Annotated in this window: 14 protein-coding genes and 1 tRNA gene; 8 read left to right on the top strand and 7 right to left on the bottom strand. The window is 66.9% G+C overall.

The genetic code is table 11. The features are described 5' to 3' along the window. Positions 1–32: 32 nt before the first annotated feature. Both ribH and BJ960_RS13730 read left to right on the top strand, forming a co-directional pair. Complete coding sequence (gene ribH / locus BJ960_RS13725) at positions 33–530, top strand: 6,7-dimethyl-8-ribityllumazine synthase (RefSeq protein WP_121076874.1); 498 nt, start codon at positions 33–35, stop codon at positions 528–530. A 99-nt stretch (positions 531–629) separates the two neighbouring features. Next, positions 630–2,612: an ABC transporter ATP-binding protein gene (locus tag BJ960_RS13730; protein ID WP_185987699.1), complete on the top strand. Its 1,983-nt coding sequence runs from the start codon at positions 630–632 to the stop codon at positions 2,610–2,612. Here the strand turns inward: BJ960_RS13730 and BJ960_RS13735 are convergent. The 4 genes from BJ960_RS13735 to BJ960_RS13750 all read right to left on the bottom strand — a co-directional run bounded on the left by BJ960_RS13735 (position 2,609) and on the right by BJ960_RS13750 (position 4,983). Continuing rightward, complete coding sequence (locus BJ960_RS13735) at positions 2,609–3,736, bottom strand: acyltransferase family protein (RefSeq protein ID WP_185988311.1); 1,128 nt, start codon at positions 3,734–3,736, stop codon at positions 2,609–2,611. The two genes, BJ960_RS13730 and BJ960_RS13735, sit on opposite strands and share 4 nt — an antisense overlap. 2 nt (positions 3,737–3,738) lie before the next feature. Further along, entirely contained in the window at positions 3,739–4,551 is an 813-nt protein-coding gene (nusG, locus tag BJ960_RS13740) for a transcription termination/antitermination protein NusG (protein WP_121076868.1), read from the bottom strand. Positions 4,552–4,598: 47 nt separating this feature from the next. Next, positions 4,599–4,868, bottom strand: a complete 270-nt coding sequence (secE, locus tag BJ960_RS13745; protein WP_121076866.1) for a preprotein translocase subunit SecE — start codon at positions 4,866–4,868, stop codon at positions 4,599–4,601. Between the two features lie 39 nt (positions 4,869–4,907). After that, positions 4,908–4,983, bottom strand: a tRNA-Trp gene (locus BJ960_RS13750). A gap of 196 nt (positions 4,984–5,179) precedes the next feature. Between BJ960_RS13750 and BJ960_RS13755 the strand changes: the two genes are divergently transcribed. Both BJ960_RS13755 and BJ960_RS13760 read left to right on the top strand, forming a co-directional pair. Continuing rightward, positions 5,180–6,382, top strand: coding sequence for a pyridoxal phosphate-dependent aminotransferase (locus BJ960_RS13755; protein WP_185987700.1), 1,203 nt, complete (start codon positions 5,180–5,182; stop codon positions 6,380–6,382). Between the two features lie 220 nt (positions 6,383–6,602). Beyond that, a complete protein-coding gene (locus tag BJ960_RS13760) occupies positions 6,603–7,649 on the top strand; it encodes a helix-turn-helix domain-containing protein (protein WP_183075342.1) in 1,047 nt (348 codons plus the stop codon). Here the strand turns inward: BJ960_RS13760 and manA are convergent. Next, positions 7,639–8,961, bottom strand: a complete 1,323-nt coding sequence (manA, locus tag BJ960_RS13765) for a mannose-6-phosphate isomerase, class I (protein WP_221936312.1) — start codon at positions 8,959–8,961, stop codon at positions 7,639–7,641. The genes BJ960_RS13760 and manA overlap by 11 nt on opposite strands. 7 nt (positions 8,962–8,968) lie before the next feature. On the opposite strand from manA, the gene BJ960_RS13770 reads away from it, so the two are divergent. From BJ960_RS13770 to BJ960_RS13785, 4 genes are all read left to right on the top strand, one after another. Next, positions 8,969–10,354: an O-antigen ligase family protein gene (locus BJ960_RS13770; protein WP_185987701.1), complete on the top strand. Its 1,386-nt coding sequence runs from the start codon at positions 8,969–8,971 to the stop codon at positions 10,352–10,354. A gap of 48 nt (positions 10,355–10,402) precedes the next feature. Further along, a complete protein-coding gene (locus BJ960_RS13775; protein WP_185987702.1) occupies positions 10,403–10,759 on the top strand; it encodes a hypothetical protein in 357 nt (118 codons plus the stop codon). Between the two features lie 139 nt (positions 10,760–10,898). After that, positions 10,899–12,800: a glycosyltransferase gene (locus tag BJ960_RS13780; protein WP_185987703.1), complete on the top strand. Its 1,902-nt coding sequence runs from the start codon at positions 10,899–10,901 to the stop codon at positions 12,798–12,800. Positions 12,801–12,908: 108 nt separating this feature from the next. Continuing rightward, the gene (locus BJ960_RS13785) at positions 12,909–14,438 is read left to right on the top strand and encodes an alanine/glycine:cation symporter family protein (RefSeq protein ID WP_185987704.1); all 1,530 of its coding nucleotides are present in this window, start codon (positions 12,909–12,911) and stop codon (positions 14,436–14,438) included. An 84-nt stretch (positions 14,439–14,522) separates the two neighbouring features. Here BJ960_RS13785 and glf read toward each other — a convergent pair whose 3' ends face one another. Together glf and BJ960_RS13795 are read right to left on the bottom strand one after the other, a co-directional pair. Further along, positions 14,523–15,662 carry a UDP-galactopyranose mutase gene (gene glf, locus BJ960_RS13790; RefSeq protein WP_185987705.1) on the bottom strand — a complete coding sequence of 380 codons (1,140 nt, stop codon included), beginning with the start codon at positions 15,660–15,662 and terminating at the stop codon, positions 14,523–14,525. Positions 15,663–15,745: 83 nt separating this feature from the next. Further along, positions 15,746–17,041 carry a nucleotide sugar dehydrogenase gene (locus BJ960_RS13795; RefSeq protein WP_185987706.1) on the bottom strand — a complete coding sequence of 432 codons (1,296 nt, stop codon included), beginning with the start codon at positions 17,039–17,041 and terminating at the stop codon, positions 15,746–15,748. Positions 17,042–17,144: the final 103 nt, after the last annotated feature.

Consider the following 17,144-nt stretch of genomic DNA (forward strand, 5'->3'; position numbering starts at 1 on the left):
CCCACGAATCACACGAAGTAAGGACACCAGACATGAGTGGAGCAGGAGCCCCGACGCTCGCCGTCGACGCGACCGGGATGCGCGTCGCAATCATCGCCGGAAGCTGGCACACGGAGATCATGACCGGCCTCATCGCCGGCGCCGAGGAATCGGTCGCCGCGTCGGGCGCCGCGCACTCGCTGTTTCGGGTCGCGGGTGCGTTCGAGCTGCCGGCGGCCGCGCAGGCGGCGCTCACCCCCGTGGCGGAGGGCGGCGGCGGGTTCGACGCTGCAGTCTGCCTCGGCGTCATCATCCGCGGCGGCACGCCGCACTTCGAGTACGTCTCGAGCGCCGTGACCGACGGCCTCACGCGCGTCCAGCTCGACACGGGCCGCCCCGTCGGCTTCGGGGTGCTCACGACCGACAGCGAGCAGCAGGCGCTCGACCGCTCCGGTCTGCCGGGGTCCGTCGAGTCGAAGGGCGTCGAGGCCGCCGAGGCAGCGCTCCATCTCGCGGCAACGGTGCGGGCGATTCGCGAGGCCGGCGCCTAGTCGCGCGCTCCGTCCCTGTCCCGCGACCGGGCGCCAGCGGCTAGCCTCAGCGCGCCGATTTCACAGCGCTCACCCACCGCTGCTGGATAGAGTAATCGGGTGCCAGAATCCAACGCGCGTCAGTCTTCACCGCTCAGCGACACGGTTCCGACGGAGGCCGCCGAGCCGGCGCGTGCGTCCGGTCGGCGACGCGGGCGTGGAGCCCAGTCCGGTGGGCCGCGGGCGTCGTTCAAGCAGCTCCTCCCGTACCTCTTTGAGCAGCGTGGGCTGCTCGCCTTCATCATTGCGCTGAGCCTCGTGAGCGCGCTTGTGTCGCTGTCGCAGCCGCTGCTCGTTGGGCAGGTCATCGAGCGGGTCCAGGATTCGCGCCCGCTCGGCGTCCTCGTCGGGGTCCTCGTCGTCGTCGTGATCGTCGGCGCGCTCCTCGACGGCTACCAGCACTACCTCCTCCAGCGCATGGGTGAGGGCGTCGTGCTCCGGTCGCGGCGCAGGCTCATCGCGAAGATCCTGCATCTGCCGATCTCCGAGTTCGATCGCCGCCGCACGGGCGACCTCGTCTCCCGTGTCGGTTCGGATACGACGCTGCTCCGGGCTGTCCTCACGCAGGGCCTCGTCGAGGCCGTCGGCGGATCGCTGCTCTTCGTTGGCGCGCTGATCGGCATGCTCATCATCGACCCGGTGCTGTTCCTCATCACCTTCGGCATTATCGGCGTCTCCCTTGTCGTCGTCGTGCTGCTCGCAAGCCGCATCCGGCCCGCGGTCGCGAGAGCCCAGGAGAAGGTCGGTGACCTCGCCGCGTCGGTCGACCGCGCGATCGGGTCGATGCGCACCATCCGCGCCGCTGGCGCCGCGGAACGCGAGCAGGTGGCGATTGTGCAGCAGGCGGAGGAGGCGTACGGGTTTGGTCTGAAGATCGCCAGGATCTCTGCGTTGATCGTGCCCATCTCGTTCATCGCGCTGCAGGTCTCGCTGCTCTCCGTGCTTGGTTTCGGCGGGTACCGGGTCGCCTCCGGGGCGATCGAAATCAGTCAGCTCGTCACCTTCATCATCTTCCTCTTCATGATGGTCGCGCCCCTGGGGCAGGCCTTCGGAGCCTTCTCCGCGGTGAACCAGGCCCTCGGTGCGCTCGGACGTATCCAGGAGATCGATTCGCTCAGCACGGAGACCGCGGGCGACGCCGAGCGTTCCCCGTCGGGGAACCTCGTCGCCCTCGCTGACGCCGGGACTGAGCAGGCACCGGCGATCCGCTTCGACGACGTCCGCTTCACCTACCGTTCGGCGGCGCCCGACCGTGTCGATGCACGCGAGCTCGTGCGCGGCCGGTCGGGGCGCGCAGCAGCGGCGATCCCCGCAGAAATCGTCGAGACCCCGGTGCTGCACGGCGTATCATTTGACGTTCCACGTGGCACACGCGTCGCGCTCGTCGGCCCGTCCGGCGCAGGCAAGTCGACAGTGCTCGGCCTGATCGAGCGCTTCTACGATCCTGACTCCGGCACCATCGAGCTGTTCGGCGTCGACCTGCGCTCCCTCGACCGCGGCGAGCTGCGCGCCCAGCTCGGCTACGTTGAGCAGGACGCACCGGTGCTCGCGGGTACGCTCCGCGACAACCTGCTGCTCGCGTCACCCGACGCGAGCGACGCGGCGTGCGAGCGTGTCCTCCGAGCCGTCAACCTCGGCGGCCTCCTCGACCGCTCGGCCGCGACCGGCGGGCTCGAAAGCGGCCTCGACGCGCAGGTCGGCGAGAACGGCCTGATGCTCTCCGGCGGCGAGAAGCAGCGGCTCGCGATCGCGCGCGCCCTGCTCACCGCTCCCCCGATCCTGCTGCTCGACGAGTCGACCGCATCACTCGACGGTGTGAACGAACGCCTGATGCGCGAGGCGCTCGACTCGGTCGCGACCGGCCGCACGCTCGTCGTGATCGCGCACCGTCTCTCGACCGTTGTCGACTCAGACAAGATCATTGTCGTGAACGACGGCGCCGTGATCGGCGAGGGCACGCACGCCGAGCTCGTCGCCGCGGTGCCGCTCTACCGCGAGCTCGCGCAGCATCAGCTGCTCGTGCCGAAGGATCTGGCGAACTAACGCGTCGCCGAGGCGTCGTCGCGGCGGAAGAGCCAATCGATGCGCGGCTCGACGATCGGGCGGAAGACCTTCGAGACCACGGCCGTCGACAGTAGCGCCGCGACCCCCACGGAGATGCCGGTGAGGATCACGATCCCGACCCAGCCGAGCTCGCCGATCGAGTCGACGACGCCCGACTCGCGCAGCGCCCAGACGACGACGCCGTGCAGGAGGTAGACGTACAGGGTGCGCGCTCCCCACACCGTCGCGATCGAGTGGGTACGCGACACGATGAGGAGCAGCGCGAGCGTCATCGCGGCGGCGAGGAGCATAAGCAGGCCACCAACGAGGATTCCGCCGCCCGCGAGCCCGAACCAGCCCGCGACGCCGGAGCCGTTCGCGTCCCATCCGCCAACGGGGGCGTTGGCGAACATCCACGCGTAGCTGTCGCGGTGGGTCAGCCACCGATCGATGCGCCACAACCCCCGAAGCCCGCCGGGCAGGAGCGCGAGCACGGCCATAGCCGCCGCCACCGCGCCAAGGAGCGCCCAGGCGCCCGCGCGCAGCGCTCGAGTCGGGGCCATGAACCAGTCGCCCGAAAGCCAGCCGTGCTCGCGGGCGAGCCACGCGCCGACGAAGAACGGCAGGAACGCGAGCGTGCGGGCGGCCGAGAAGTTCACACCGATGGCGGGGAGGAGCGGTGCGATGAGCGCGAGGCCCGTCGCGAGCGCGAGCGGGTGCCGAACTCTCGCGATGTAGGGCAGCAGGATCCGCATCGTCGCGAGAGAGACGAGGAACCACAGCGTCCACGCGGGGCTCACCAGGAAGCTCTGGCTCAGGTGCTTGCCCTCGACGAGTCCGCGCAGCACCGCCCAGATGCCCTCCCAGGCGAGCCACACAACAACGAGCTGCACCGTGGAGGCGATCGCCTTCGGCGTGACCTCGGGTTTCGAGAACAGCCCGGACAGCGCGATCATCGCGGGCATGTGGAACAGGTAGATGTACGCGTACAGGGCAAACCCGAGCTCGGTGTCCGTGCGAACCGTCGAGATCAGGTGCCCGATGACGACGAGCACAATAAGCGCAAAACGCGCGTTGTCCCAAAGGGCGACGCGCGTTTTAGCGGGTGAAGCTTGAGTAGCCAGGGCTAGACCATCTTCGTGACCTGGTCGAAGCCGAGCTCGACCGGAGTCTCACGCTCGAAGAGCGACACCAGAACGGTGAGCTTTCCGGCGGCCGGGTTGATCTCGCTGATCGTGCCGGGCAGGCCCTCGAACGAGCCGGACTTGATGGTGATGGTCTCGCCGATCTCGAAGTCGATCTCGACCTGACCCTGCGCAACGGCAGTTGCCGGAGCCTTGCCCTTTGCGGTCGCAGCCGGCTCGAGCTCGACGGTGCTCTTCAGCATCTCGAAGGCCTCGTTCAGGCGAAGCGGGACCGGGTTGTGCGCGTTGCCGACGAAGCCGGTCACGCCCGGGGTGTGGCGGACGACGGACCAGGTGCTCTCGGTGAGGTTCATGCGAACGAGCACGTAGCCGGGGATCCGCACGCGGGTCACCATCTTGCGCTGGCCGTTCTTGACCTCCATGACCTCTTCCATCGGGACCTGGATCTCGTAGATGTCGTCTACGGCACCCATGACCTCGCGGCGGTTCCAGAGGTTGGACTTCACCTTGCGCTCGTACCCGGCGTAGGTGTGGATCACGAACCACTTGCCGGGACGGCGGCGCAGGTCCTTCTTGAAGGCTTTGTAGGGATCTTCAGCGGACTCGGCCGCTTCGCCCTCTTCCGTCGACTCCTCGTCGACGATTGCGTGTGCGGCGGCCTCTGCCTCATCGACCGAGTCGATATCGAGTGCGTCTTCGACTGCCGCGTCGACCTCGGGGTCGGCCACGTTCGCCAGCGCGTCAAGCGCCGCGTCGAGCTCTGACTCGGGTGTGGTGCTGTTCTCGGGCGTCATCTCAGGGTGCCTTCTCGTTCGTTACGTGCGTGTGGGTCGTCTGGGCTCTAGCGAAGCGGAGTGCCGAAGACGAAGAGGGTGACCCAGCCGAAGGCTTGGTCAAGCACCCACACGAGCGCCATCATGACGACCACGAAGGCGAGCACGACGAGGGTGTACCTTACGAGCTCCTTGCGGGTCGGGGTGACGACCTTCTTCAGCTCCGAAAAGACCTGCTGAATGAACAGGATGATTCGCCCGAAGAAGCCGCGCTTGCGGTCATCCTTCTTCGCTGGCTCGACGTTTCCGCCGTTCTCAGCGAGTTCCATGCTGCTCATCGGGTTGTCCTTTCAGTGCCCTGATCTGACGACCAGGAGTGGCAGGGCGGACAGGACTCGAACCTGCAACCTACGGTTTTGGAGACCGTTGCGCTACCAATTGCGCCACCACCCTAAGTAGACGACCCCCGCCTCACGATTGCGTTTTGGGCACAACCGATAATGGCAGAAGTCAATGCCTAGGTATAACACTACGCGATCCTGTGCTGCTTGTCGAACTGGGATTCGTTTGGGCGCACGCCGGGTGCGCCGCGGACCCGCACCGCACCAACGGACGCGCACGAGCATGCGCTCAGGAGTAGGCTTATTGCGTGACCGAAACCAACCGTTTGTCAAAGAAGATCGCCGCCATCGCAGAGTCAGCCACGCTCAAGGTTGATTCGAAGGCGAAAGCCCTCCAAGCCGAAGGCCGCCCCGTCATTAGCTTTGCCGCTGGCGAGCCTGACTTCGCGACCCCGGAGCACATCGTTGACGCGGCACGTCGCGCCCTCGACGATCCCAAGAACTTCCGCTACACCCCCGCCGTCGGGCTCCCCGTGCTGCGCGAGGCGATCGTGCGCAAGACCAAGCGCGACTCGGGCCTCGACATCACGCCCGCGCAGGTGATCGTCACCAACGGCGGGAAGCACGCCGTCTACTCGGCGTTCCAGACGATCCTCGACCCGGGCGACGAGGTCATCCTCCCCGCCCCGTACTGGACGAGCTACTCCGAAGAGATCAAGCTCGCCGACGGCACCGCAGTCGAGGTCTTCGCCGGGGCCGATCAGGGCTACAAGGTGACAGTTGAGCAGCTCGAGGCTGCCCGCACCGACCGCACCAAGGCGCTCCTGTTCTGCTCGCCGTCGAACCCGACCGGCGCCGTCTACACCCCGGAGGAGACCACCGCCATCGGCGAGTGGGCGCTCGAGCACAACCTGCTCGTCGTGACCGACGAGATCTACCAGAACCTCACGTACGACGGGGTCCGCGCGATCTCGATCGTCGAGGCGGTTCCCGCGCTCGCGAGCAACACGATTCTCGTGAACGGCGTCGCCAAGACCTACGCGATGACCGGCTGGCGCATTGGCTGGTTTATCGGCCCGGCTGACCTCGTCAAGGGCGCAGCGAACCTGCAGTCCCACATGACGTCCAACATCAACAACATCGCGCAGATCGCCGCAGCCGCGGCCCTCGACGGCCCCCAGGAGCCGATCGAGGAGATGCGGCAGGCATTCGCCCGCCGTCGCGGGCTCATCGTCGAGGAACTCAACAAGGTCCCCGGCTTCCACTGCCCGACCCCGGAGGGCGCCTTCTACGCCTACGTTGACGTGACCGCAGCGCTCGGCCGCGAGATTCGCGGGGTCACTCCGACGACCTCCCTCGAGCTCGCTGACCTCATCCTGTCCGAGGCAGAGGTCGCAGCGGTGCCGGGCGAGGCGTTCGGCCCGTCCGGGTACCTTCGTTTCAGCTACGCGCTCGGCGATGACGCGATCGTCGAGGGCATCCGCCGTATCCAGGCGCTGCTCTCCGAGTAGTGGTCCGCGCGGCGCGTGCGCCGCGCGCGCGAGCGATGGGGTCCGGGACGATGTCTCGGGCCCCATCGCTGTCTCCGGGCGCGGTTGGGTCGTAGACCACCCCCGCTCGCTCGGCGGCGCCCGGCTCGGCCCACCGGACTGCACTCCCATGTTGGCCGGTTGTCCACGTTGGCTGTGCACTCCTGTCAGTGGCCTGTGTCACCGTGCTACCGTGTGCCGCATGGCGGGCATCACCGACGCAGTTCAATTCTTCGACGGGCTCCTCGCGGAGGCGCGATCGCGCGAGGCGATCCTGGCTCAGGCCGCGGTGGCCATCCGCGGAACGGTCGCAGTGCGCTTTCCCGGCGGCGATCGGATCGTGCGGGTGAGCCCAGCCATCAAGCCGCATTTCTCGCGCCCGCCGACGCGGGTGAACTACCACGCACCCGACGGGCTGCACGTCTGGCACCAGGACGCGCATGAGGAGGTGCCCGACGATTTCCTGCCCCGGCTGGCTGTCGCACTGCGCATCGCTGCACACTGGGATCGGGCACCCAACGACGGTAATCACGCGATCCAAACGCTCTTCCATGCCGAGGCTGCGCCGGCCCCGAAGACGGCGGCCCTGGCGGAGCTCTCGCTCCTGCCGCAACAGCCAGTTCGGGTGCTCGCAATCGCCGGGAGCGAGAAGCCAGCAGAGCGCTTCGTGGAGCAGTGCACGCAGTCGAGCGAGCTCTACGGCCGGATGACGTTTCCGAAGCACGAGGCCATGCTCGTGTCCGCGGCATTCACGCCCGAGCCCGTCGGTCCGCCCCCGCCGGGCGTCCTTGCCGCATTCAGCGGCGTCTTCCCCGCCGAACGCGCGGATCGGGCGCTCCGCAACGCGCAAGACGCGCTGCGCTTCACGACGCTCACGCGACAGCGCAGCCCGCTCCACCTCGCGCGAGACACCGGGTGGCGCAACGGCGGTGAACTTCACGGTATCGCCGCGCTCACGAGCCTGCCGCGGGGCAAGCTCCGGGCCCTCGAGGACGTACAGATTCTCGAGCAGCTCCGAAAGGCCCACGGCGACCGGGTGCTCCACGTGCTTGAGGCGTTCGCCACCACGACCTCAGTGCGCGGCGCGGGCTCCGAACTCTACATGCACCGAAACACGGTCGCCCACTGGGTCCGCAAGGCCGAGGAGGCGTTTGGCTACTCGCTCTCGCAGCCGTATGCGAGGGCCGTGCTGTTTGTCTCGCTGTGCATGCATCACCTCGTGTACCGCAGCCCAGAAGTCACGCCGTAACCGGCGCTCCGACCGTCGCGAGGAAGACCTCACCGCTGCCGGTGAGGTGGATCGGCTCGCCAGCGGAGACGTAGAGGGACTGCCCGCGGGCGACGTTCGCCATCTCGGCAAGCTCCGCCTCTGGGCGAGACACAAGCACGCGCCCCGCGGTCGCGATGAGCACGAGCGGGGCGTGCGCGTCGACGACGACTTCCGTCGCCGCCCCCTCGAGCTGTGCGCCGCCAAGGGACGCCGCATCGCTGAACACGCCGCCGGCGCCCGCGCTGCTGTCGTGGGTGACGCGTGCCCTGAACAGCCGGAAGTCGGGCACGCCCGGATCCCACTCGCAGAGTCCAGCAGCGGCACGCCTGCCGAACATTCGCGGCTCGCTCAACTCGCCAAAGTCGAGGACTCGGAGCATCTCGGGGATGTCGATGTGCTTCTCGGTGAGGCCAGCGCGCAAGACGTTGTCCGAGGCCGCCATCACTTCCACCGCAATCCCGCCGAGGTACGCGTGCAGCTGCCTGGCCCCCAGGTACACGGCCTCGCCTGGCGCCAGCCGGACGTGGTGGAGCAACAGGGAGACGAGCGCGCCTGGGTCGCCGGGGTAGTGGGCGGCGAGGCTTCGCAGGCATTCGAGCCGGTCCGGGTGGATCGCCGGGCGGGATCCCTGCCCGATCGCGTCCACTACGGCCCGCAGCGCGTCCCCGACCTCAACAGCGTCCGAGAACGCCCACCGCAGGAACACCTCCCGCCCGCGCTCCTGGTCCGCGCCCACGAGCCGATCCGCCACCGCCCAGAGCGCAGCAGCGCCGTGCGGCGCGGCTGCGGCGAGCGCACGCAGGTCCATGATCGTATCCGCGAGCGGCCGGAACCCGCTGAGTGCGGTGACCTCACTGAGCGCGACGAGCAGCTCAGGCTTGTGGTTCGGATCGCGGTAGTTGCGTACGGGCGAATCGATCGGCACGCCCGCCGCGTTCTCCGCTGCGAAGCCTGCCCGCGCCTGCGCCTCGTCAGGGTGCGCCTGTAGCGACAGCGGCGCCCCGATCGCGAGCACCTTCAGCAGGAACGGCAGCGGGCCGCCGTTCACGCCATAGCGCTCGGGATCCTGCGAGATCAGCTCGATCAGCGTGTGTGGCACCGGGGTTGCCTTCGCGACGCTCGCGGGGCTTCCCGGATGGTCGCCGAGCCAGAGTTCGGCCTGCGGTTCGCCGGTCGGCGCGTGGCCGAGCATCGCCGGGAGTGCATCGGTTGAGCCCCACGCGTATGCGCGCGGAGTGTTCTCGATGAAGATCAGCACAATGCTCCCAGCGGTATCCCGATGCTCTACCATACCGGGTATGGCCAACAGCAAGACAAGACTCGGGGTGAGCGCGTACGCGATCGTCGTGTTTGTCTTCACGCTCGCCAGCAACGGCGTGCGAAACCTGCTCGGCTGGCCCGGCTTCATCGCGGCTGCGATCGTGCTTGCGGCGGTCGGCGGAATCATGTTCCTGAAGATGCGGCCCGAGCGGTTCCGGTGGTATCGGCTCCCCTCGCCGATCTACCTCTTTCTCGCGCTCGCGGCCTGCTCGATCCTGTGGTCGCAGTACCGGCTTGAGAGCGTGCTCGGCGTTGTCGCCCAGCTGCTCACGACGCTCGTCGCCGTCGCGCTCGCGTTCATCCTGACCTGGCACGAGACCCTGCGAACGCTCGGCACCGCGCTGCGCTACGTGATCGGCCTGTCGCTCCTGTTCGAGCTGTGGGTGTCGCTGTTCGTGCAGCACCCAGTGCTCCCCTGGTGGATCGAGCTCACCGCCACGCAGGAGGAGAAGACCCCGAAGCTGCTCTATTGGAGCCGCGACCTGCTGTTCGACGGCGGCCCCATCCAGGGGCTCGTCGGCAGCTCGACGCTGTTCGGCTTCATCGGCCTCATCGGCCTCATCATCTTCGCGATCCAGCTGCGCGCGCGCCTCATCACGCGGTTTGCCGGCTGGTTCTGGGTTGCGATGTCGCTCGCCACGCTCGCGCTCACGCGTTCGGCCACCGTGACCGTCGCGCTCGTCGCCGTCGTGATCGCGCTCGCGTTCGCGCTGTGGGCTCGCCGATCCGGACCCGTCGGGCGGCTCCCCGTCTACATCACGGGCGCCGTCGTGCTCGCCGCGATCGCCGGCATCGCGCTCTTCGCCCGGTCGTGGGTGTTCTCGCTGCTCGGCAAGAGCAGCGACCTCACAGGCCGCGTCGACACCTGGGAGGGCGTCATCGCGCTCGCGCAGCAGCGCCCGTGGTTCGGGTGGGGCTGGATCAGCTACTGGGCGCCCTGGGTCGAGCCGTACAAGTCACTCGACGTGCAGGGTGGCATCCCTGTCATGAGCGCCCACAACGCGTGGCTCGACGTCTGGCTGCAGCTCGGCATCGTCGGCCTCCTCCTCTTCGTGCCGCTCGTCGCCCTCACGCTCTGGCGCGTGTGGTTCCGCGCGGTCGACCAGCCGCGCCGCGGGTACGGCCCCCCGCTGCCGTACGCGACGAGCGCCCTGTGGCCGTTCCTCCTCATGGTCGCGCTCGTGGTGCAGTCGTTCGCAGAGAGCCGGATCCTGATCGAGAGCGGTTGGCTCCTGCTCATCATGCTCGCGGCGAAGAGCCGCTTCGATTTCGAGCTGCCATCGCTCGACGCGGAACCGCAGCGGATGCCGTGGCGCCAGGTTCCCATCCCGCGCGAGATCGCGCCGGCGACCACCGCGCGCTAGCCACGTCTGACGCCAGGCGACTCCACGCGGGCTTGGTAGAATTGCCCCGTGAACCTCACCTCAGAGCGCCTGCAGAAACTGCGGGACGACGCGCACCTCGAACGCGAGACGATTCTCGAGTATCGGGTGCGCGGTGGGCAGGATCCCGCTGTCGCCTACGAAGAGGTTCCCGAGCTCGATGACTTCGTCGTTGCCGCGTTGCGCGATGAGCTGCTCGAGGATCGTGGCCAGCTCGCCGAGTACGGGCTCGCCCGCCTTGCCGCGCAGTCGTCGAGCGCCGACGCTGACACGCACCGCGCCAACGCTGACCGCGTCGAGTTTGAACTGCTGCGCGAAATTGCCGACTCGGTGCCCGAGCTCGCAGTCGCCGTCTGGCGCGCCGCCGGCAAGCTGAACGTCGAGTAGCCTGCGCACAACGGGGTGTGTCGCCGGAGTGAACGTTCCACCCGTCGCGCCCCGAGTTCCGTAGGCTCTCAGCCGGTCGAATTCCGCGAGGATAGAATAAGCCGGTCAGTACCCTGATCCGGAAGTGAGACGCTCCTAGATGCCGACAACGCTGCAGACCATCGTGTTCCCGGTGTCGCAGGACCCCGACGTCCTGCCGCTCTACGCCGACTCCGAGACTTGGACTAAGGTCGGCACCAGGCCGATCCGACTGAGCAACAACGCGAGCATCGATAACGTGCTCTCGCGCTCAAGCGCGCAGGTGCGTGCCGGCCAGCGCGTCTCGTTCGCGAGCTACTTCAACGCATTCCCGGCTGCATATTGGCAACGCTGGACCGTCGTCACGAGCGTCACGCTCTCGCTGCGCACGACCGGCCGCGGCACGATCATCGTCTACCGGTCGAACGCGAACGGTGTGCCGCAGCGCGTCGCGTCACACCAGGTCTCGGGCTCCGAGTCGACCACTTTCGACCTCCCCCTCACCTCGTTCAGTGACGGCGGCTGGTACTGGTTCGACCTCATCGCGAGCACCGAGGACCTCGTGCTCGACGGCGGCGAGTGGTCGACCGCCGCAGAGCCGGTGCAGACCGGCAAGCTGAGCCTCGGCATGACCACGTACAACAAGCCCGACTACTGCGTCGCCACGCTCGCGAACATCGCCGAGAACCCGGCGCTCGTCGCGGGGATCGACCGGATCTTCCTCGTCGACCAGGGTACGCAGAAGGTGCGCGACGAAGCCGGCTTCGACGAGGTCGCGGCCGCGCTCGGCGAGCACCTGCAGATCATCGAGCAGGGCAACCTCGGAGGTTCGGGCGGGTTCTCCCGCTCCATGTCCGAGACGCTCGAGCGCGAGGACACCGACTTCCTGCTGCTGCTCGATGACGACATCGAGTTCGAGACCGAGAGCGCGCTGCGTGCGCTGCAGTTCGGCCGGTTCAGCCGCGAACCTGTCATCGTGGGCGGCCACATGTTCGACCTGCTCGACAAGCCCGTCATGCACGCGTGGGCAGAGGTCGTGCGGCCCGACCCGTTCATGTGGGGGCCGTCGTTCGAGGAGCAGCACCGCCACGACTTCCGCAACCGCAACCTGCGCCAGACGAAGTGGATGCACGCGCGACTCGACTCCGACTACAACGGCTGGTGGATGTGCATGATCCCGAAGCAGGTCATCGCCGAGATCGGGCTCGCGCTCCCCGTCTTCATCAAGTGGGACGACGCCGAGTACGGTCTGCGCGCAAAGGCAGCCGGCTACCGCACGGTATCGCTGCCCGGCGTCGCCCTCTGGCACGTGTCCTGGCTCGATAAGGACGACTCACAGGACTGGCAGGCCTTCTTCCACACCCGCAACCGGCTCATCGCTGGCCTGCTGCACTCCGACAGGCCGAAGAGCGGGAAGCTGCTGCAGAACAGCGGCCGCCAGGACATCAAGAAGCTGCTGAACATGCAGTACTACGCGACCCAGCTCGCGGTGGACGGCATGCGCGCCGTGCTCCGCGGCCCGGCGTCACTCCACGACGACATCTCGTGCGACATGCCTGCCGCCCGCGGGCGAGCGAAGGACTTCCCCGAGACTCGCGTGTACCGGCCCGGCGACCCCGAGACCCCCGTGTCGCTCGGTGGCCGCGCCCTGCCAGAGCTCGCTGAGAAGCCGAAGGGCCCGACCGGGATCCGGCTCGCCCTCTTCACGCTCAGGATGGTGCCCCAGCACTGGCGGCGGGCGACGGTGCCAGAGGGCGAGCAGCCGGGCCTCGAGTACGCGAAGCAGGGCGCGCACTGGTGGCAGATCCCGCACCATGCAAACGTCATCGTCGGCGCCGCCGACGGCAGCGGCAAGATGTGGTACCGCCACGACCGCGCGAAGTTCCGCCGGCTCCTGCGCGAGTCCCGCAGCCTGAGCAAGCAGATCGAAAAGAACTGGGACGCGCTCTCGTCCGAGTACCGCGCGGCGCTGCCCCAGATGACCTCGGTCGAGGAGTGGCGCAAGACGTTCGAGGGGCGCTAGCACCTTCGCGCGTCTCTCTTGGCGCGTGCTAGTCTGCGTTGTTATCTTGGTTGGGACGCCCCGGCGTCCGGTTTAACCACGCAACGACGCGAAAGACGGTGACGCATCTTGACGGAACAGCTGCAGGACATACTCGACACCATCGGCGGGATCATTTGGGGGCCGTTCGTCCTTATCCCGCTGCTCTTCCTCACCGGCTTGTACCTCACCGTACGGCTCGGCGGCATCCAGTTTCTGCGGCTTGGAGCCGCGCTGAACCTCGGCCTGCTGCGCCGCAAGGACCCCGGAGCGCAGGGCGATATCTCGCAGTTCCAGGCACTCACGACGGCCCTCGCGGCCACGGTCGGCACGGGCAACATCGTCGGTGTCGCGACCGCGATCGGGATCGGTGGCCCCGGAGCCCTGTTCTGGATGTGGATCACTGGTCTGCTCGGCATGGCCTCGAAGTACACGGAGGCGTTCCTGGGCGTGCGCTTCCGCCAGGCGGACGCGAAGGGTGAGCGCAACGGCGGTCCACAGTACTACCTCGAGAAGGGCATTCGTGGGCCGCTCGGCAAGATCCTCGGCTGGTCGTTCACCGTCTTCGCGGTGTTCGCCTGCTTCGGCATCGGCAACCTCACCCAGTCGAACTCGATCGCGGCGAACGTCGAGCACAGCTTCAACGTTCCCGTCTGGGTCACCGGCCTGATCCTGACCGCGTTTGCCCTCGTCGTGCTCGTCGGCGGCATCAAGTCGATCGGCCGCGTTACCGCCGGCTTCGTGCCGATCATGATCGTGTTCTACGTCGTCGCCGCGCTCTACATTCTCGGCGCGAACATCGGGGAGGTGCCGGCGGCCCTCGCAACCATCTTCCACGACGCGTTCACCGGCACCGCGGCGGCCGGCGGGTTCGCCGGCTCAGTGTTCATCATCGCGGTGCAGTACGGCTTCGCGCGCGGCATCTTCTCGAACGAGTCGGGCATGGGCTCGGCGGCGATCGCGGCCGCGGCCGCACAGACGAGCCACCCCGTACGGCAGGGCCTCGTGTCGATGACGCAGACCTTCATCGACACGATCATCGTCGTGACCATGACCGGCCTCGTCATCGTCACGACCGGCACCTACTCGCAGGTGGACCCCGCCACCAACGAGCAGCTCTCCCCCGCGCTCATGACCGGTCAGGCGTTCTCACACGGATTGCCCGGCCAGTGGGGTCACTGGGTGGTGACGATTGGCCTCGTGATGTTCGCGTTCTCGACAATCCTCGGCTGGGCCTACTACGGTGAGCGCAACATCGTCCGCATCTTCGGCCGCAAAATCGCGATCCCGTTCCGCGTGCTGTTCTCGCTCATCGTGTTCGTCGGCGCGACCACCCAGCTCGACATCGCGTGGTCGTTCTCGGACATGATGAACGGGCTCATGGCGATCCCGAACCTCATCGGCCTGCTGATCCTCTCGGGCCTCGTCGCCCGCGAGACGCGCGCCTACTTGAAATTCGACCCGAAGCTCAAGGCAACGCCCGAGGAGATCTCAGCGGCCCTCGCCGACGAGCCCGGATATCAGTCGTGGCGCGTGCGTGAGGCCGAGCTCGATCGCGAGGGCGGGAGGGCGCCGCAGACGCCCGCGACCCGCACCGTGCCGCTGCCTCCGGACGAGTAAGCGGGACGGCGAACGGCCGGCCTCAGCGAATGCTGAGACCGGCCGTTCTGTGTTTGTCCGCCGCGCGGCGAGCCACGAGTCAGATCAGATGACGCCGTCGAGCTTGTTGTTCCACATGGAGAGGGCCGAGCCAATCGCCATGTGCATGTCGAGGTACTGGTACGTGCCGAGGCGACCACCGAAGAACACCTGGGGTTCCGAGTCGGTGAGCTCGCGATACTTCAGCAGCCGCTCGCGGTCCTCCGGGGTGTTCACCGGGTAGTACGGCTCATCCTCGCGCTTCGCAAACCGCGAGTACTCGTGCATGATGACGGTCTTGTCGGTCGGGTAGTCGCGCTCCGGGTGGAAGTGGCGGAACTCATGAATACGCGTGTACGGGACGTCCGCGCCGGCGTAGTTCATGACGCTCGTGCCCTGGAAGTCACCAACCGGCAGCACCTCCTGCTCGAAGTCGAGCGTGCGCCACCCGAGCTCACCCTCCGAGTAGTCGAAGTAGCGGTCGACGGGGCCGGTGTAGACCACCGGGACCTTACCGAGGACCGCGGCCTTATTCAGCGGCTGTGACTCGTCGAAGAAGTCGGTGTTCAGCCGGACCTCAATGTTCGGGTGATCAGCCATCTTCTCGAGCCATGCAGTGTACCCGTTGACGGGAAGCCCCTCGTGGGTGTCGCTGAAGTAGCGGTTGTCGTAGTTGTAGCGCACCGGCAGACGGCTGATGACCTCTGCGGGAAGCTCTGTGGTGGGCGTCTGCCACTGCTTCGAGGTGTAGTCGCGGATGAACGCCTCGTAGAGCGGGCGACCGATGAGCGAGATGCCCTTCTCCTCCAGGTTCTGAGCGCTCTTCGTGTCGAACTCCCCAGCCTGCTCAGCGATCAGCGCACGAGCCTCGTCCGGGCTGTACGCGGCTCGGAAGAACTGGTTGATGGTGCCGAGGTTGATCGGCAGCGGGTACACCTCGCCCTTGAAATTCGAGTAGACCTTGTGCTGGTAGCTCGTGAACTCGGTGAACCGGTTCACGTACTCCCAGACGGTCTCGTTCGACGTGTGGAAGAGGTGGGCGCCGTAGCGGTGCACCTCAATGCCAGTCTCGGGCTCGGCCTCGGAGTAGGCGTTCCCCCCAATGTGATTGCGGCGGTCGATCACGACCACCTTCTTGCCGGCGCTTGCGGCGCGCTCGGCGATGGTGAGGCCAAAGAAACCAGAGCCAACTACGAGAAGATCCATGGGGTCTATTCTAAGGGGCCTTCAACGGGCCCCCCTGGACATGGCTGAAGCCAGCACCTGGCGGTGCTGGCTTCAGCTGAGACTTACGCGGATGCGCCGATCACGATCCTCGGCACGCCCTTCCAAGCCGCCGGATCGGTGAAGTTGCGGCCATCTGCAAAGAGCTTGATTCCTGGGAAGCTCGTGGGTCCCAGTTCGCGATACTCGGCATGATCCGCCTGCAAGATGGCAACGTCAACTGCGTCGCCGATCTTGTGAGGCATAAAGCCGAAAGCGGCAAGCTCATCATCTGAGAAGACAGGGTCGTGCACAGTCACGACTGCTCCTCGCCGTGTCAGTTCCTCGACGGTTGGGAAGACGCCGGATACCGCCGTCTCCTTCACACCACCGCGGTACGACGCCCCGAGCACGACCACACGCTGGCCGGCCAGCTCTCCAATGGTCTGCTCGACGCGGTCCACAACGTAGGTCGGCATCGTCGCGTTGTAGTTGCGCGCGGTGCGCACGATATCTGCATCGGGATCGGTTGAGAGGTACAGCCGGGGGTATACCGGGATACAGTGGCCTCCGACGGCGATTCCGGGCCGGTGAATGTGGCTAAACGGCTGCGAGTTGCAGGCCTCGATGACCTTGTAGACGTCAATACCGATAGTATCCGCGTACCGTGCGAACTGGTTAGCAAGCCCGATGTTTACGTCGCGGTATGTTGTCTCCGCGAGCTTCGCCATCTCGGCTGCTTCAGCCGTGCCCATGTCCCAGACGCCGTTGGGCTGGCGCAGTTCCGGCCGGTCGTCAAACGTGAGAACCGACTCGTAAAACTCGATTGCCTTCTTCGTCCCGGCGTCGTTGAGCCCACCGACGAGCTTCGGGTATTTCTTCAGATCCTCGTAGACGCGGCCGGTGAGCACGCGCTCAGGAGAAAACACGAGGTGGAAGTCTTCACCCTCGGTCAGTCCAGAAACCTCTTCAATGAGTGGCTTCCAGCGGTTGCGCGTGGTGCCAACGGGGAGCGTCGTTTCGTACGAAATCAGCGTTCCAGGTGTGAGGTGCTCTGCGAGCGACGTGGTCGCAGCATCCATCCACTTGAAATCAGGCTCCCAGGTCTCCTCGTCGACGAGCAACGGCACGACGAGGACGACCGCATCGGCTCCAGGGATCGCGTCAGCATAGTCCGTGGTCGCACGGAGCTTCCCAGCGGGCACCTGCTCGGCGAGCTTCTCCGCCAGGCCGGCTTCGCCCGGGAAAGGTTCAACGCCCGAGTTGATGACGTCGACGAGCGCCTGGTTGACGTCAACGCCGACAACCTCGTGCCCCATCGATGCGAACTGGGTCGCGAGAGGAAGGCCAATTTTTCCGGTAGCTACGACTGCAATCTTCACGCGGCAATTGTATCTCACCAGCTCATGAGCCCCGTCGCAGCGTAGACCTCATTCGTTGGACGGCGGAATCTGGCGCTGCACGAGTTGCCCGTTGAGGGCGTAC

It is taken from the genome of Leucobacter aridicollis, from assembly GCF_013409595.1.
GTDB classification, from domain to species: domain Bacteria; phylum Actinomycetota; class Actinomycetes; order Actinomycetales; family Microbacteriaceae; genus Leucobacter; species Leucobacter aridicollis.

What these genes read in the sequence shown, in the direction of transcription:
- ribH (WP_121076874.1), top strand. Translation starts at nt 33, where the DNA reads ATGAGTGGAGCAGGAGCCCCGACGCTCGCCGTCGACGCGACCGGGATG.
- nusG (WP_121076868.1), bottom strand. Translation starts at nt 4,551, where the DNA reads ATGACGCCCGAGAACAGCACCACACCCGAGTCAGAGCTCGACGCGGCG.
- secE (WP_121076866.1), bottom strand. Translation starts at nt 4,868, where the DNA reads ATGAGCAGCATGGAACTCGCTGAGAACGGCGGAAACGTCGAGCCAGCG.
- BJ960_RS13760 (WP_183075342.1), top strand. Translation starts at nt 6,603, where the DNA reads ATGGCGGGCATCACCGACGCAGTTCAATTCTTCGACGGGCTCCTCGCG.
- manA (WP_221936312.1), bottom strand. Translation starts at nt 8,961, where the DNA reads ATGGTAGAGCATCGGGATACCGCTGGGAGCATTGTGCTGATCTTCATC.
- BJ960_RS13770 (WP_185987701.1), top strand. Translation starts at nt 8,969, where the DNA reads ATGGCCAACAGCAAGACAAGACTCGGGGTGAGCGCGTACGCGATCGTC.
- BJ960_RS13780 (WP_185987703.1), top strand. Translation starts at nt 10,899, where the DNA reads ATGCCGACAACGCTGCAGACCATCGTGTTCCCGGTGTCGCAGGACCCC.
- glf (WP_185987705.1), bottom strand. Translation starts at nt 15,662, where the DNA reads ATGGATCTTCTCGTAGTTGGCTCTGGTTTCTTTGGCCTCACCATCGCC.